Origin of the sequence: Clostridium sp. SHJSY1, assembly GCF_031626875.1 — a bacterium.
Classification (GTDB): Bacteria; Bacillota; Clostridia; order Clostridiales; family Clostridiaceae; genus Clostridium.
Window position 1 is genome coordinate 1 of the sequence record NZ_JANDMF010000035.1, and the last position, 18,004, is coordinate 18,004.

The following is an 18,004-nucleotide window of genomic DNA, read 5'->3' on the forward strand; positions in this document are numbered from 1 at the left end:
ACTCTGTTTATTTAAAATATATAAAAAGAGGGTGTTGCTTGAAATGATTTGAAAAATCATTTTGCAACACCTCCTTTATTATTGTCTATATGTAAATTTAAGTATAATTCCATTTTATTTATGAAAAGTTACTTTTCTCTATGTAATTACAATTAACATCAATATGATTTAAGTATACCAATAATCTTTCATAAAGTGGTTGAATTTCATTACCAAACCTTACTTCAAGACGTTCTCCAATATCTTTTACATTTCTCTTACCATCTATTTGCAAAAACACAAAACTTCCATATTCATCTAAAGTAATTTTTTTATACTCTGGAATTTTAAATCTAATTTTTCTAAAAAATCTTTGTATCTTATGATCTTGTTTTTCAAGTATAGTCACAATATTATCTTTATCTACTTCATATTGTAAATGATTAGTTATGTTATAGACTATATTTAAAACATCTTCATTATTTTTTAGCATTTTTCACCTTACTTATATATATAGGTATTATAGTTGCTATTACTAAAACTGCTAATATTATAATTGCCATTCCATTAGTTGATGCAAATCCACTTGGTCCAGCTCCTTTTATAATACCTGTTACCTGGAATATTATTCCTATAAGTCCTATTATAGATCCTCCAGCAACAAGCCCTGAAGATAAGCTTATACCATTTGCAACTTTTGTGTCCTTTTCTTTATCAGATTTAGAGGTTTTTTCAATAAATACACGAACTAATGCTCCTACTAATATTATAGAACTTGTTGCTATTGGTAAATAAAACCCTATAGCAATTGTCATTATAGGAAGATTTAATAAAAACATAACAAATCCCATAACAGCACCAACAATAACCATAACCCAAGGTAATTTACCTGACATTATACCTGCTGTTAATGTTGACATTAAGTTAGCTTGAGGCAATGCAAATGGAACATTATCACCAGTCATAGAAAGTTGATTTGAAAGTAATAATATAGTTCCTACTACTACTGCAACACCAAGAACTCCAGCTATAGCAAAATATTTTTCCATTTCATTTTTGTCACCACCTACTATAAAAGTAACCTTTTGTGACTGTGAATATCCCCCTGCTATAGATATAGCAGTAACTATAAATGTACCAAATAGAAGCAATGATTTATTACTTTCAGGATTTTTCCATCCCATAACTACAAATAATAATGTCACAATAACTATAGAAGCTATAGTCATACCTGATACAGGAAGATTTGAAGTTCCTATAGTACCAGTTAAACGACCAGAAACTATAACAAATAGCAATGATAGGAATAACGATAAAATAGATCCAAGTATTGCCATTACTATATTTCCACCAGATGCTAAAAAGCCTCCTATAAACCCTAGTACAATTCCACCAAGTAATATTATATTTTCAACAGATGATCCATTACTATTATTTGAAGACTTAGCATTAAGAGTTTCTTTTATGGAAGATATTATAGTTGGTATAAGTTTTATAGCACCTATTAATCCACCTGAAAGCATCATACCTGCACCAATATATTTTACATAACTTCCTGCTATATGTGTTACTTGCATTGCATTTATTGCAACATTTGGATTATTCCATACAGTTGAACCATCTCCTCCAAGATCAGAAAAATACCCTATTAAAGGCATAATAGCAAAGTTAGATAATATTGATCCTGCAAACATAGTTAAGGAAACATCTAGTCCAACTATAAATCCTATACCTAATAATAAAGGATTAACTTCAACCTCAAATTTCCACTTATAGAAAGTTTCATTTACATAACTTATAACATTATTAGCTAAATTCAAAAATGAACTTGTTATAACTGTTATAACTCCTCCTATTGCAAATCCAACTCCCATGAATTTCATTGATTCTCCAGCACCTTCTGAAGCTACAAGAGTTTCAGATATAGCCATTGATTCAGGATACATTAATTTACCATGTTCTTCAATAATTAAGTAATTGTAAACAAGTGAAGCTATTCCAATTCCAAATAAAACCCCAGCTGACCCAACAAGAAAACCTTCTAAGAATGTAACTTTAGATCCTATTAAAAGAATTGCTGGTAATACAAATATTACTCCACTAGCAACTGATTCTCCTCCACTTGCCATACCTTGTACTAAATTTTTACCAAGTATACCTTTTGATTTAGAAAATGCAGCTATGAATGCGGATCCTATTATAGATCCAGGTATACCAGCAGCAACTGTAAGTCCAGATTTCATGCCTGAATATGCAGTTGATGCTGCAAATAAAATAGCTAAAATAATACCAATTATCAATACTGCAACGTTTCCACCCGATTTTGATCCACTAGAAACGTATGGGACATAATTTTTACCAACTACTCCCCCATATGCATCTTTAGATAATTTTTTATCCATAAGATGTTCCTCCTTTTATGTTTTTCCTCATAATTATAACACAATTTTGCTATAATAATATCTTTTTAACCCCTTTCACCACTGACTTGTAAGCATTTTAACAAAAATACTATATAGATTTTCAACTTGCATTCAATTTAATAATTTTTCATCTATTTTATTATTGAATTTTTAAAAAGTAATATAAATATTATATTTCAATTTTCTCAAATCTTATTATTTTAGAAACACTTTCTTTAAACTCTACCATTTTCACAGTTTATAAAGTTTTTTATTTATTTGATTTTTAATAAAATGAATTTAATTTTAAAAATTTTTCAATAAATCTATTGACTCATTACCAAATAGCAAGTAAAATGAATTCAAAGTTAAATTTAAAAACTCAATGCAAAAGCTATGATGGGAAGAGTAATTATTATGAAGTAGTCAAAGCGAATCAGTGATGGTGAGAGACTGATACGAAGCTAGTAACGAAGAACATCCTGGAGCTTCCAAACGAAATTTTTTAAGAGTAGTCTTGGACGGAGCCAAACCGTTAAAACTTGGACAGTATCGAATTTTTATCTAAATTCCGTATTGATTAGAGAGAGCTTTAAGCTAATTTAGGTGGTACCGCGGAAGTATACGTCTTTCGTCCTATTTATATAGGATGAAAGGCTTTTTTTATTTTCTAGAAAATTAATACTTAAGACAAATATTTGAATAATTATACTTAAAAGTTTATTTATACTTTTTAACATTTTAAATTTTAGGAGGAATATTAATATGTGTACAATTATGTGTTATACAGGAACAGACATGAAACATGAATTATTTGCAGAGGCATTACAAAGAACTGAATCTAGAGGTCCAGATATGACTGAAATACTTACTTTACCATCTGGTATCTTAGGTTTTCAAAGGCTTTCTATTATGGATTTAAGTTTTAGTGGAATGCAACCATTCACAAGAAAGACAGACGCTTCAATATGTAATGGTGAAATTTATGGTTTCCGTAAAATCAAAGATGAACTAACAGCTAAAGGTCATAAGTTTATTTCTGATAGTGATTGTGAAGTATTACTTCCAATGTACTATGAATATGGACTAGATATGTTTTCAAAATTAGATGCAGAATATGCAACTGTTATATATGATGGAAAAAAGAATAGTTTTATTGCAGCAAGAGATCCAATTGGAATTCGTCCTCTATTTTATGGATATTCTGAAACAGGAAAAATTATATTTGCTAGCGAAGCAAAAAATTTAGTTGGCCTTGCGAAGAAAATCATGCCATTTCCACCAGGACATTATTATGCTGATGGCAAGTTTACATGTTACTGTGATATTACAACAGTAGATGGTGACTATTACAAAGATGATTTAGATGTTATTTGTAATAACATTCATGATAAATTAGTAACTGCTATAGAAAAACGTATGGATGCTGATGCTCCTGTAGGTTTCTTGCTAAGTGGTGGATTAGATAGTTCATTAGTATGCTCAATTGCTCAAAAACTATATCCTAACAAACCAATTAGAACCTTTGCCATAGGTATGACTGAAGATGCAATTGATTTAAAATATGCAAAGGAAGTTGCAGATTATATTCATAGTGATCATACAGTTGTTTATATGACTAAAGAAGAAGTTCTTGAATCACTTGATGAAGTTATTAAACTTCTTGGTACATATGATATAACAACAATAAGAGCTAGCATTGGAATGTATTTAATTTGCAAAAAAATTCATGAAATTTCTGATGTTAGAGTTCTTCTAACTGGTGAAATTTCTGACGAATTGTTTGGTTATAAATACACTGATTTTGCTCCAAATTCAATTGAATTCCAAAAAGAATCTCAAAAAAGAATTAGAGAACTCTTTATGTATGATGTACTTCGTGCAGATCGTTGCATAAGTTCTAACTCTTTAGAAGCAAGAGTCCCTTTTGGTGATTTAGATTTTGTAAAGTATGTTATGGCTATTGACCCTGAAAAAAAATTAAACAAATACAACATGGGAAAATATCTTTTAAGACATTCTTTTGAAGGAGACTATCTTCCTCATAATATTCTATACCGTGAAAAAGCAGCCTTTAGTGATGCTGTAGGACATTCAATGGTAGACTATTTAAAGGAATATGCAGAAACATATTATAATGATGATAAATTCCAAAAACAATGTGAAGAATATAGATATCACTCTAAGCCATTTACAAAAGAGTCATTATTATATAGAGAAATTTTCGAAAAGCACTATCCAGGACAAGCTGAAATGATAGTTGACTTCTGGATGCCAAACAAAGAGTGGGAAGGCTGTGCTGTAGATGATCCTAGCGCTAGAGTATTATCAAATTATGGTGCCAGTGGATTATAATAAAGAAATCATAAATTGATTTTTTATACTCAATCATTGGAATAAAACTATCAGATAGACATAGTATTTAAAGAAGACAAGGTGATTTAAAAACTTTCTAAGTTAACTTGTCTTCTTATTTATAAAAATACTAATTTTATATGTATAACTTTAAAAAGCCAACCTAATAATAAATATTATAACTCATCACACATTATGGAGGGCTAAAATGAATATTTTAAAAAAATCACTATCACTTATTATAGTTTCTATATTCTTATTGCAATCTATTGAAAATACTACTTATGCTAGTCCAACTCTAAATGCTACGACTCCAATTAAAGCTGCTGTTTTCTTAAATAACTTTAACGATTTATTTATTGATGATGCAAAAAAAGCTTTAGAAAATGTTCAGAGGGAACATGAAAATAAAGTTGAATTTACTTTTTTTGATTCAAAAGGTAATCAACTTATTGAGAATGAAAATATTGACATAGCAATTAGTGATAAATATGATTTTTTTGTAGTTAATCCAGTTACCACTAAAAAAGAAGAAATTGAAGATACACTTAATAAAATAATACATAAAAATATTCCATTAATTCTATATCTATCTTCATAACCATCATTAATAAAAATTATTAAATCTGCTCCTAGAGCTGTTATTGTAACTGGAGATGCTGAACAAGCTGGCTCTTTACAAGGAAAAATTCTAGCAGATATATGGAAATCTAATACTGCAACTATTGATAGAAATAAAGATAATATATTACAATATTCTATGTTACAAGGTTCACTAAACAATGCATCAACTATTTTGAGAAGCAAAAATTCTATCAAATCTATTAATTCTGAAGGCATAAAAACTAACGAACTTTCATCAACTGTATGCAATTGGAATAAGGAATGTGCAAAAATCAATATTGAAACTTCTTTTATAACTCTTGGTAATAAAATTGAAGCAATAATATCAAACAATGATGAAATGGCTATAGGTGCTATTGAAGCACTTCAGAAATATGGATTTAATAAAAATGACAAATTGAAATATATTCCTATTGTAGGTATTGGTGGACTAGGTAAAGCTAAAGAATTAATTGATCAAGGAATTATGGCAGGTACTGTTATTGAAGACCTCACTGCTCAAGCAAATGCAATTTATAATGTAGGAATGAATCTTGTTTCCGGTAAATATAGCCTTGATGGAACAAATTTAAAATTTGATGAAACGGGAATGACTATAAAAATCCCTTATTATAAGTATGTAAAACAATAATTTATCATTTTAATAAAAGGATGTCCCAAAGACACCCTTTTACTTTTTCATATAATTTTCAAATTAATAATTAAAAACGATTATTAACTTGCCATCTCTGCTGGAATTTTCTCATATAGTTTCATATAGTCTACTATAATATCTATTGCTCCTTGTTTCATATCTCTTGTAAGTGTTTTATCATCTAATACCTTCTTTGTATTAGCCCAAACATTTCCCCAATGCCCACTACTCATTTCTGACTGTTCTTTCACAATATTTCTAATCATTGAAACTGTAAAACTAGTATTATTTTTTTCATAAGCTTTTTCCATGAATGGTAATGCTCTCTCAACATTAAAATAGTCATCTAAAGCCATCATATATCCTATACAAAAAAGTTCATCACTATCAATTGAATCCAAATCCAAGTTATTCATGCTATCTGAATAGAATAACTTAAGATAGTCTTCTGCATTATGTTTTCCCTCATATCTCCAACCTAATGCATTAATAACAGCTGCCTTCACATCAATAGGATTTTCACTTGAGTGTAAATAATTAGCTATTTCTTCATCTAAGACTCCTTTTTCTCTAGCTTTTTCTACAATTTGAACATCTGAATAAGCTTGATAAAAGTTAGTTGATGTTATTGGTGAATCTGCATGTGCAGTAGTTGGACTCATTGAAAAAAGCATTCCTCCTAAGACACATAATCCTGCTATACATTTTTTTATATTCATTTCTTTTCCTTCTTTCTTTTATTTATATACTTTATAGATTATAATAATAAAATCTTTTTTAATTCAGTAAGCTTACTTCCCTCTTACCCAATATTACCAAAAAATGTTCACAAAATTATAAATTGATGTCACAATTATGTAAACTTTATATAAAAACATGTAAAATCCGCCAACATAAAAAAGAAGACTCATTTTTGAATCTTCTTTTTGTAAATCAGTATAAATTTAGCTCATCATTGCTGCTGCAGCACCTAGAAGAACTCTTAAATCTGTTTCTCCTTTGTAGAACTTTGGAATAACTTTAGTATCATGTAAATCATAGAATGTGTAAACAGCTTCTTGAACTGTACGAACAGACATCTCTATAGTAAATGATACAACATCAGGTAATTCTGCATATTGTCCTATAAATGCTAAATTAGTTGAGCATTTTGGAATAACTAATGGACGATCTGTCTTATTACGAGTCATAAAATGAGCAGTAATATATGGCATTATACATGGTAAACATATTGTTGTTTTAAGGAACTCATCTACTTCATCAATCCATCCTAATTGATAGCATAATTCCTTAAATATTTCTTCACCAGTACATTCAAGCATTGGTTTTTTAATATAATCTCCTGGCTTTTCTGGATGAAGTGCATATCCCCAGAATACTTCAACATCCTCTGGTTGATTTATATAATGAGGTTGTTTTGGAACTACTATACTCATGAACCATCCTGAATCTTTAAATGTCATTAATGCACCTGTTCCAGGTTTATTGCTTGAGTATTCAACATATTTCTTTAAGAATTTCTTATCCTTCAAAGTTACTGTGAATGATTGCCATACTGATTCTGGAATGTTATTGCAGAATGGAGTAGGATTTCCAAACTCAGGTGTTTTAGCAGCCAACTTTTCCCATAGAGCCCAACAACCATTTCCTTCTTTTGTTGGAGCTGCAGCAGGCTTGTCCATAGTACCAATAGTTGCATTTTCAGTCATAGTACCATTTGTAACAAATACAAGATCATTATCATTTACATTGATAACTTCTTCTTTATTGTTTCTAATCATATGAATTACTTTAGCAGTCATTTCTCCATTTTCTTCTTTAAAGTCTATGTCAACTACTTTACATCCACGTTCAAATTTTACCCCTAACTTTTTAAGGTGTTCTTGCATTGGCAAAATAATTGAATCATATTGATTGTAAGGAGTTCTATGAACACCTGCCAATGTATTTATACGAGGCATTTCATTTATAAAAGCATGTGCATATCTTTTAAATTCAAAAGCACTATGCCAAGGTTGGAATGCAAATGTTGTTGCCCACATATACCAGAAGTTTGTTTCAAAGAAATGTGGTGAGAATAATTGGTCTATTCTAACTGGTGCAAGTTTATCCTCATCTGCAAGCATTAATTTTACCATTGCAGCTCTATCATTATTATCAAATCCTAATGAACTTACATCTAATATATCATGATCTTTTCCAATTAAACGTGCATTCGAACATGTTTTTGTTTCATTACTAAATTTATATATTTCATCTCTAACAGTTGTGTGCGGATCAGTTAAAGATGGTACTGAATTTAACATATCTAATATAGCAGTATAATGTTCGTAATTGATCATTCTACCTCCTCTTATCATATATCCATCTTCAGAATTTCCAGATCCATCACAACTACCACCATCAATATTAAGTTGTTCTAAAACTGTAATGTCTTCTCCCTTTACCCCTGCGTCTCTAATTAAAAATAGTGCTCCTGCCATGGAAGCAAGTCCACCGCCCACACAATATATTTTAGTCTTTTCATTTACTTTATACTTTTTACTCATTTTGAAATCCTCCTTAATTTATAAAAATAACTTATATAAATATCAATTATCTATGTAAGTTGGATGAGATAAATATATCATTAAAAAGAATTCTATGTGCATACAAACTATTAACAAACTATTAAATATGACTATTAGTCATAAAATGTATATCTATCAATTATTAATTCTCCAAATAATCAGAATATTAAAAAACTATACACTCTTGCTTATTGCTATCTTTATATAATATTTTTAATAATAATTTTATAATTCTTATTTCTGAAACATCATACTTTTAAGTCATTATTTTACTTTTTTCGAAATTATCATTGTAAATTTTTTTAATTATTAATGAACATTTAAAATAATTGAAGTCGAATTCTTTCAATACGTCATAAACTATTCATTATTTTTTGGTATTATTATCCAAAACAATCCCTTTATATTTCATGATATTAACTTTATTATTTTTCTGTAGTTATAAAATAAGTTTTAGACAAAATATATATCTACTCCTTATCTTTATACTTTTATGTAATACAAATTCAATAATGTTTACATCCTCTGTGCTCCATTGTGGATTTTCACAAAGTTTGAGACTTTTTTCATAAAGTTTGAGACAAAACATTTAAATGTAGTAGAACACTAACTTTGTATGGATCTTAATACTTAAAAGAATTTCTCAATGATTATGAAATACTGTCTCAAACTATTTGAAAAATACTTGATAAAGCGACTATTTTTAGTTGATTTTCTCTCAACCATTAAATTAGGAAAACTAAAAACTTTTTATGTAATTTTACAAATAAGAATTAGCTATATAAGATGTTGAACCAATTAATTTATTTTGGCAATAGTTGAATAGTTACAATTTTTTATAAAAAATAATAACGTAAAAAGGACAGACATTAAATACTTTGACTATAATTTAGTCATTTAAATAATGTTTGTCCTTTATTTATTACTTTTAAATACCGTTTAAAATGCTATTCTACAATTTGCTTTTTGGCAATGACTAAAGATGATGGTATATCATTTCCCATAGAAACTAATTTTACCTCACTGAATTGAGTAACTTCTAACATACTTAACAATTCTTTATAAGAATAGCAATGAGCATCCTGTTTTTGCATCAGCATCCCTATTGAAAATAAATCTGGGAAAATCGATGACTCTGTTGAAATATAGTCATGTATGATTAACATTCCGCCATCATTGAGTAATTGATATATGTTTTGAAAGAGATTTAATGTTACCTCACTAGAATATTCATGTATATTATGGGAAATAAATACACAATCATATTTATTGACAAAAGGATACATCAAATAATTACCTTTTAAAAAAGTAAAGTCTGTTTCATCCATATTCTCTTTTTGAAAATTCTTTCTTGCAATTTCTATCACTTCTTCACGATCAATTAATGTACATTTTAAATTTTTATTTCTCTTCTTAAAATTAATACTAAATATTCCAGAGCCACATCCTAAATCCAAAATTGAATGACAGTTTTGCAGATTTATGGATGCAGCAACTGCTTTTCCTGTAAACCTTCCAATCTGATTCATACCTTTCATATAAATTTGCAATTCTTCTGATGACATATCTTCCGAATCTAGTGCTTTTGGTTCCCCACTAATGAAGGTATTGTATAATTTACTCCAAGAATCCCATTCATTTTCTTGAAAAATAAGCAAATCTCCAAAATAGTTGATACTATCCTCACATAAAAATTCCTTTGATACAGTGCTATTAAAATACACTATTGTACCATCCTCATTTTTCAATCTTTCTAAAAACTTCATTTTATATAATGCATTCAACAGAAAACTGCAATAACTTTCTTTCATCTCTAAAGCGTCTGCCGCTTCTTTCACCGTTAATTTATTATTTCCAAAATGATTAAATACTTTTAATTTCGCTGCTACTAATAATATCTTAGAATGCATATATGCACCCATAAACTTTAAAATCATTTCTGGTCCATTTTGAGCCATTTGTACACCTCCTACTATTGAAAATTATATAAATTTAGCATGGAATCTTTTAATTGTAAATCCCATAAATATGCACGCTAATACAAACACGATACCACTATTAATCCAAAAATTGCTGATTATATTTTGTGATACAATTAGTTCTCGAATTGGTTTTACCGCATAGGTGATTGGATTTATATAAGTTATTACATTCAGCCATTCTGGCATGCTACTATTAGGAAACATTGCATTACTTGTAAACATAAGTGGTAATGTAATAAAGCTAACTAAAGAATAAATTGCATTATGTGTTTTAAAAATTGTTGATAAAATTAGTGATATAGATGCCATGATGATACAAAAAAAGGAAGCAATAATTATAATAATTAAAATTCCCCAAATTCCCGCCTGGTACCTGACTCCCAATAACAAGGAAAATAATATTACAAATATAATCTGCATTCCCGTTTGCACTACAGTAGCCATTATTTTTCCAATTACGATTGATGCTCTGGAAATAGGAGAACTTAATAAACGATTGATATAACCAAAGCGAATATCACTTAATAAGGTAACTCCTCCATACAAACCGCCATACAATGCTGTCATTATCATAATACCTGGCGTTAAAAAGGTTAAATAGTTTGGAGCTCCATCTAATATATTATTTGCATATTGCATATTATCAGTAAGACCTCTCATACCACTTCCCATTAATATCAACCAGATTAATGGTTGCATAATTGTCATAAAAATCATAGATTTATCTTTTGCAAAGTCCTTCATTTCCTTTGTGTAAATACTCATTATATCACTAATAAAATATCTTTTCATGATTATCTCCTTCCATGCATATGATTTCTCATTACATACCCTTGATTTTTACTTTCTAATGAATTTCCTGTGATATCTAAATATACATCGTCTAATGTAGGTTGTTTTGTTGATAATAAGTCAATTTCAGTTTCTTCTTCCTTTATACTTTGTAATATCTCTAATAAAACTTTTTCGCAATTTTGTACCTGCAATATTACTTGGTCCTCTTGAATCTTACACTTGTTTACATATTCCTTCTTTTCAAATACTTCTTTTAGTTTTTTTGAATTTTTCTTTGATTTTAAAATAATTAATTCGCCTTCTAAGTTCTTCTTTAAATTCTTTGGTGTATCAAGCGCTTTTATGCACCCATGATCAAGTATTGCAATTCTGTCGCAAAGTTTATCCGCTTCTTCCATATAATGAGTTGTTAAAAATATACTAGTCTTTTTTTCCTTCTGAAGTTGTTTTATATATCTCCAGATTTCCCTTCTTGTTTGAATATCCAAGCCTACTGTAGGTTCATCCAGAAACAGAACCTTAGGATTGTGAATCAAAGCTGCTGATATATCCAATCTTCTTTTCATGCCTCCTGAGAAGGTTTCTACTAATTTATCTTTAGCTTCACTTAAATTTACGATTTGTAAAGCCTGGTCGATCCTTGATGGTATTTCATTTTTATCAATATGATAGTATCGAGCAGTTAAATACAAGTTCTGCCACGCTGTTAATTTATCATCGACCATTAGATTTTGTGATACCAATCCAAATTGCATTCTCGCCAGTAAAGGTTTTTCAGTAATTTTAATTCCATTAATATAACATTCTCCAGACGTTTCTCTTATAAGAGTTGTTAAAATATTTATTAATGTTGATTTACCTGCACCATTTGGTCCTAGAAGACCAAAGCACTCCCCTTCTTTGACCTCAAAGGTAATGTTTGTAAGAGCTTTTTTTGATTCATCGTATTGTTTAACTAACTTTTCAATTTTAATTATATCCATATAACACCATACCTCTCCTATTTAAACTATTTAAAGAACATATTGTGATTTTTCTTTTCTAGCACACAAAGAGTGCTTGATATGTTGAAACACAAAAACCTCCTGATATTTTAATTCTAGATTTCATAATCAGTTCTTTACATTCGGATAAATGATATTCGTGAATCACTTCCTTTGGGGAATAAACATATCAATTTTCTCTTATCTCTAAGCATCCAAATACATATTTTCTTCCCTTATTCAACAATCTCAATATTTTTAAATGCAGTTTTAGACCATTCTTGCATATGTGCTATTTCATCGATATAGTCTTTGGTTACTTCTTTTTCACATGTAATAATTTTTTTGTTTCTTTTTATATCTGCTAAAAATAAAATTGGAATATTCTCGTTTTTTAAATAATTAATTTGGCTATCTATTCCACATTCATACTTTTCTAAAAATATTAATCGTTCTTCTAATAATTTTAAAATTTCTTTTTTTTCAAAAAAATCAAAAAAAAGTGCTGCTACTGAAAACTCTAAAACATCATAAGAAAAAGTAGATAGTGCATTAACCAATTGCTCCCCTAATTGTTTTCGCCCTTTCTCTGTGACAGAATAAACTGTCTTTTCAGGCATATTTCCATTTTTTGACAATTCTCCTTCAAGATACCCCCCTTTGCATAGCTTCTTAATGGTTGCATAAACTGTAGAATCTGCAATATTAAACCAATCATTTACATGGAATATTCTTAGTACTTTAATCAATTCATAGGGATTAAGTGCTCTTTGTTCTAATATCCCAAGAATAAGTACTGATGCTTTTGATATCATAAATTCCTCCTTTGATTTCTTATAATACTCATTATTTTCATTGTTACTAAAACGGATAAAGGAATTCTTGCAACAATAAAGCTATACTAATGAAGTACTATAAGTGTATAGTACTCTATTAGTATAGCGCTATTGTAATAAAAAAATCAAGTGGTTTTTAGGTAAAATTTACACAATTTATAATTTTCGATTATATTATCTTTCTTTGCAACTTTATATTCCGATTCAACAACAAGCTCTCTCCTGCTTTCTTCCCAAGTCTCGTCCTCATAAACAATGCTACATTCGGATTGAATAAAAATATTCTCATTATCCTCAAATATCTTTTTCGTATTTACAAGAAAACGGCAATTATAAGTAACTTTAGGTTCTGGAATTTCTACTCGCATAATCATTTGTTTATTAAATTCATCTATCATAGAATATAACTGAGGTTCAAAGAATATCTGTATGATAATCCTATCTCTACAATACATCTTATAACTACTTATAGTCTGCTCACCAGTAAAATTTGATATTTCAAAATGACATTCCTTATCATAGCTTGAATATTTCATGGTGCATTTGTTCTCATTTACTTGATAGGATATCAGGTCATCACCTATGGAATAAATAAATTCTTTCTCTCTAATCTGTACTAAATTCAATTCATCAATTTGAGGAACAAGAATTCCCAAATAAAATTCTCCTGCATAATAGGCTTGTAGTCCCTTGAATTGTTTTAAAATATCATCCTCTGACATTTTAACATTTACTTTATTGTCATCTATCATTACTTCGCACTTTTTTCCTACTGTATTCATTGTTGAATACATAAAAGGCATACTTTCTTTGCTATGACGTTTAGGATCTATCTTCCCTTGCCTTATATTGGATAAAGGGAATAAGCTTTCAAAATCCATTTCCACATGAACAAAATCAGTTCTACAAGTCAAGTGAACCAAAATAATGTGATTACTTTCCTTAGTTTCCATGTCTATCTCGGCTAGGTATGCCTCTCTCTTTGCCTTACGTTTATTTTCATATATCTCATTAGTGTTGGCTAAAATAATTTGAGTCCCATCTTTTCTAGTAAGAATCACTTCGATTCCTTTTCCTAATGTACTTTTTTTGTAATTCAAAACCTCAACTGCATCATAGATGTCATGTTCGATAAAAGCTATTAAGTGACTCGCATCTGAAAACATGAGACATTTTATAGGAAGTATTGGAACAAACATACAATTCTCCTTTATACATAATAATTTGATATTTGGGTTTCTCTATACATACAGCGCTCATCTCTGCAATATGAATTTTGCCACCAAGGTGCCTTTTCTATTATCGCCTTCCTTATTTCTTTTGTATTGTAGCCTTCTTTTACCATAGTAGTAGCCGTTTTGTAAACACTTACTAACGTTCCGATTAAAGGAATCGGCAACCCTCTTCCCATAATCTTAATCGATTTTATTCCAAGTTTCTCTAGTTCGATTATGCTGCATATGGTACAATCCTTACCTGCATCCAGAAAACTACAATCCGTCTGTGTATTATTTTTGGAATCTGTTACTAAGAACTTTCCTCTACATATGGATGGAGGATTATGAAATATGTTGCACCTTCCATTGATATTAGTACATCCAAAATGTCCAAAAACTTCAATTTCCATATCATAATTTTTCTTATTTATATATTCTGTTATTTCTTTTATTTCTGCGAGGGATAAAGCAGTTGGCAATATCATGCGTTTTACACCAAGTTCATGAAAAAAATCAACATTGTACTTATTAAAAGGATAAAAAAATGTGCTGGAATGAACAGGAATATCATATCTGCCTTTTAATATAATCAATGCTAAAATAGAGCCTACAATTATAGTATCCACACCTGCTTTTACTGCTTTATCAACATAATTCAAATATTCCTGCGTCAATTCTTCTGGCAGATTTCTAACATTAGCAGTAAAATTAACAAGGATTCCATTTGCATGGCATATTTCTATTACCTCTTTCAATTCTTTAAAATCCTTTAATTGTGCATTCTCTCCATTGCACAATAATTTAGTTCTCCCAGTGAATGTAACATTATTTAATCCAAACTCCTCACAATCAACACCTACATATATCTCCTCTATCCCAAGACCAATATAGCTTTTTAACGCATGTACACTATTTACGGGGCACATTATATTCATGATTTTTCCTCCTTAATATACATTCAATGCTTTCTTAATCGCATCTAAATTTTCATAATATCTTTCATTAATAACAATTGTGTCATCTGCATACTTCATCTTATCCAATTGTGCATTCTCAGGATAAGGATAATAAATTACATTTCCATAAACTATCCATCCCTCCACCTTTTCTTTTACTTCAGTTTCGGGGCTGATAAATTTTTGATCCATGTTCTCAATTGTATATGTTTTTTCTAAGGATATAATCAGTTTTTTATGACACGGTTCACTGCATGTTTCTCCGGGCTGCATATTATAATACAAGGCACTATGACATTTTCTTGCTACAGCCATTGTATAGTACTTATCTACAAAATTAATTTCAATTCCATTTTCCTTGATGATATCCGCACTTTTTTGGCCATATGGAAGATAATTCATAATAATACCTTTTACATTGTAATAATCCTTAAAATAATTCAAAACGTGTTTACTAGCGAAATTACTAAGCAACCAGTTATCTCTTACTTTCATGGCTTCCTCTGAAATAACCTCATTTGACCACAAATATTCCTCTAGACTATGATTTAACATCTGTCCAATAATTACATTCTTGGGAAGCATTTCATTTTGTTTTAAATAATTGAGTATCCCATAATCATTCATTACAAATTCTATGTCATCAGATAGACTCATTAACTGCTTTATGATAACAAGTGTCTGCTCCATCGCTTTTGAAGGAATAAATGAAGTATTAATTCGTACTCTTTTGTTTTTTGATAATATTTTTTTAACGATTCCCATATAATTTTTGATGTGACACAATCTCCATGGACAAAACTCATCCCCAATGCTAATAATATCAACATCCAAATTCAATACCTCTTCTAACATGTCCAAATTCGTTAATCTTATTTCCTTTTTCATATTGATGCCTCCAAATAACTTTTGTATATCATCTTATCGATGTTTGTTCCATTATGAACCAATTGATTAATAATAGATAATACTTTTTCCGGATTCTTTGCCTGAAATACATTTCGTCCAATAGCAACTCCCCTGGCTCCGCTTACTATTGCATCATTCACATTTGTTGCAAGTGTCTTTAAATCCACTACATCTCCGCCTGCCATAATTACTGGTATCTTGCATCCATCTATTACTTCATGAAAGCTTTCCTTACTTCCAGTATAGTTTACCTTAACAATGTCTGCTCCCATTTCTTCTGCTACTCTCGCAATATGCTTGATATATTTTAAATCACATTCCGATTCTATATTATTTCCTCTGGCATACATCATAGCTAATAAAGGCATACCATTCTGATAGCATTCCTTGGATACTTCTGCAAAGTCCTTAAACATTTCTGTATCAAATTTTGAACCAACATTGACATGAATGGAGACTGCATCACAGCCTAACTGTATTGCTTCTTCTACGGTACCTGTTAAAATTTTTTGATTTGTCTGAGGACTTAAACTTGTATTTCCTGACAAATGCATAATCAGACCTAAGTTTTTATCACAAAGCATTTCATAATGGTTCATGATCATTCCCTTTTGTAAAATGACAGAATCAACATTCTTTAACAAGCATTCTATATTTTTTTCAAAATTATTTAGACCTTTTATTGGGCCTAATGTAAATCCATGATCCAATGGAATAACTGTTATTCTCCCAGACTTATTAAATAGTCGTTTTAATCTCTTATCCTTTAACAATGTTTTTCTCCTTTCAAATAAAACTTTTAGTAATATAATTACTTTTAAATTTACATTTATTCTTTTTACAAAATTCCTCTGTCCACCAAGGGATTTGCTTTAGATAATTATGAATCTCACTTTGATCTGCCGCTTTTCCATCTTTTATTTTCTCTATGAACTCTTTGTGTATTTTGGTCATAGCGGAAGTAAATGCGATATCCTGATCTCTACCTATGATTTTAACAACATCGATTCCAAGATCATATAAATCCTTCAGATTGCACAGTAAGCAATCAAGTGTAGAGTCCAAGACCGCTAAATTCATTCCATTCTCCAACTGATACCTAGCTTTACATGGAATACCTAAATCACAATTTTCACCGCAATTATGTAAAAAACAGCAACTTCCATCGATATTAGAGCAGCCAACGCCAGCAAAGATTTCAATTTCAATATCCACATTTTCCTTTATCATTTTAATTTCTTCTAATAATACATGATGAGGCAGTACAACTCTGGTTACACCAAGTGTCTTCCAAAATTGAATTGTTTCTATATTAAAGGTTGCTAAAAATACACTTGCTACAATCTTCTTATTTACCTTCATTTCATTCAATATCAACAAATTCCCAATATCTCCGACGATAATTTGATCAACACCTGCTTCAAGTCCTGCCTTTACATATCTTTGATATTCCCTTTCAATGGTATCATCCTTACTTTGAGACATATGAGAGGTATTTGCTGCAAAATTTACAATTACACCATTATCATGAGCTAAGATAACAATTTCTTTCAACTCGTCCAAAGAAGGACTTACCTTTTTCCCTTTATTATTAAACCTTCCTCTTCCTGAAAAGGAAACATTTTGAAACGTATCATAATCCAAGCCCACATAAATTTCATCTGCCCCTGCTAAAATCTGCATTCTTGCAGTACTAAGCGAACTAACTGGTGACATAACTTTCATACTACGTACCTCCTTCATTTATATCTTATATTTTCTA

Annotated in this window: 16 protein-coding genes and 1 other annotated feature; of the genes, 3 read left to right on the forward strand and 13 right to left on the reverse strand. The window is 29.7% G+C overall.

The window, feature by feature from the left end; translation table 11 throughout:
* Window positions 1–118: 118 nt before the first annotated feature.
* Together NNC19_RS15460 and NNC19_RS15465 are read right to left on the reverse strand one after the other, a co-directional pair.
* Window positions 119–472, reverse strand: coding sequence for a PqqD family protein (locus NNC19_RS15460; protein ID WP_310939570.1), 354 nt, complete (start codon window positions 470–472; stop codon window positions 119–121).
* Window positions 459–2,381, reverse strand: a complete 1,923-nt coding sequence (locus tag NNC19_RS15465) for an OPT family oligopeptide transporter (RefSeq protein WP_310939571.1) — start codon at window positions 2,379–2,381, stop codon at window positions 459–461. The genes NNC19_RS15460 and NNC19_RS15465 overlap by 14 nt, the downstream gene beginning before the upstream one ends.
* Before the next feature lie 387 nt (window positions 2,382–2,768).
* Window positions 2,769–3,023: a binding site (T-box leader), on the forward strand.
* A 123-nt stretch (window positions 3,024–3,146) separates the two neighbouring features.
* On the opposite strand from NNC19_RS15465, the gene asnB reads away from it, so the two are divergent.
* From asnB to NNC19_RS23525, 3 genes are all read left to right on the forward strand, one after another.
* Window positions 3,147–4,736, forward strand: a complete 1,590-nt coding sequence (gene asnB / locus NNC19_RS15470) for an asparagine synthase B (protein WP_310939572.1) — start codon at window positions 3,147–3,149, stop codon at window positions 4,734–4,736.
* Between the two features lie 208 nt (window positions 4,737–4,944).
* Window positions 4,945–5,337: a hypothetical protein gene (locus tag NNC19_RS23520; RefSeq protein WP_396136441.1), complete on the forward strand. Its 393-nt coding sequence runs from the start codon at window positions 4,945–4,947 to the stop codon at window positions 5,335–5,337.
* Window positions 5,338–5,355: 18 nt separating this feature from the next.
* Window positions 5,356–5,991, forward strand: a complete 636-nt coding sequence (locus NNC19_RS23525; RefSeq protein ID WP_396136442.1) for a substrate-binding domain-containing protein — start codon at window positions 5,356–5,358, stop codon at window positions 5,989–5,991.
* A gap of 83 nt (window positions 5,992–6,074) precedes the next feature.
* Here NNC19_RS23525 and NNC19_RS15480 read toward each other — a convergent pair whose 3' ends face one another.
* The 11 genes from NNC19_RS15480 to NNC19_RS15530 form a co-directional block, all read right to left on the reverse strand.
* The gene (locus NNC19_RS15480) at window positions 6,075–6,713 is read right to left on the reverse strand and encodes a hypothetical protein (protein ID WP_310939573.1); all 639 of its coding nucleotides are present in this window, start codon (window positions 6,711–6,713) and stop codon (window positions 6,075–6,077) included.
* A gap of 225 nt (window positions 6,714–6,938) precedes the next feature.
* Entirely contained in the window at window positions 6,939–8,543 is a 1,605-nt protein-coding gene (locus NNC19_RS15485; protein WP_310939574.1) for an oleate hydratase, read from the reverse strand.
* Window positions 8,544–9,511: 968 nt separating this feature from the next.
* A complete protein-coding gene (locus tag NNC19_RS15490; RefSeq protein WP_310939575.1) occupies window positions 9,512–10,522 on the reverse strand; it encodes a class I SAM-dependent methyltransferase in 1,011 nt (336 codons plus the stop codon).
* 24 nt (window positions 10,523–10,546) lie between these two features.
* Window positions 10,547–11,338, reverse strand: coding sequence for an ABC transporter permease (locus tag NNC19_RS15495; protein ID WP_310939576.1), 792 nt, complete (start codon window positions 11,336–11,338; stop codon window positions 10,547–10,549).
* 2 nt (window positions 11,339–11,340) lie between these two features.
* The gene (locus NNC19_RS15500) at window positions 11,341–12,324 is read right to left on the reverse strand and encodes an ATP-binding cassette domain-containing protein (protein WP_310939577.1); all 984 of its coding nucleotides are present in this window, start codon (window positions 12,322–12,324) and stop codon (window positions 11,341–11,343) included.
* Between the two features lie 236 nt (window positions 12,325–12,560).
* Complete coding sequence (locus NNC19_RS15505) at window positions 12,561–13,139, reverse strand: PadR family transcriptional regulator (protein ID WP_310939578.1); 579 nt, start codon at window positions 13,137–13,139, stop codon at window positions 12,561–12,563.
* A 146-nt stretch (window positions 13,140–13,285) separates the two neighbouring features.
* Window positions 13,286–14,359 carry a hypothetical protein gene (locus NNC19_RS15510; RefSeq protein ID WP_310939579.1) on the reverse strand — a complete coding sequence of 358 codons (1,074 nt, stop codon included), beginning with the start codon at window positions 14,357–14,359 and terminating at the stop codon, window positions 13,286–13,288.
* Between the two features lie 11 nt (window positions 14,360–14,370).
* Entirely contained in the window at window positions 14,371–15,312 is a 942-nt protein-coding gene (locus NNC19_RS15515; protein ID WP_310939580.1) for a U32 family peptidase, read from the reverse strand.
* Between the two features lie 12 nt (window positions 15,313–15,324).
* On the reverse strand, window positions 15,325–16,221 hold the full coding sequence (locus NNC19_RS15520; protein ID WP_310939581.1) for a hypothetical protein: 897 nt from the start codon (window positions 16,219–16,221) through the stop codon (window positions 15,325–15,327).
* Window positions 16,218–17,015: a 2-amino-3,7-dideoxy-D-threo-hept-6-ulosonate synthase gene (locus NNC19_RS15525; protein ID WP_310939582.1), complete on the reverse strand. Its 798-nt coding sequence runs from the start codon at window positions 17,013–17,015 to the stop codon at window positions 16,218–16,220. The genes NNC19_RS15520 and NNC19_RS15525 overlap by 4 nt, the downstream gene beginning before the upstream one ends.
* Window positions 17,016–17,028: 13 nt before the next feature.
* Window positions 17,029–17,985, reverse strand: a complete 957-nt coding sequence (locus tag NNC19_RS15530; protein ID WP_310939583.1) for a peptidase U32 family protein — start codon at window positions 17,983–17,985, stop codon at window positions 17,029–17,031.
* Window positions 17,986–18,004: the final 19 nt, after the last annotated feature.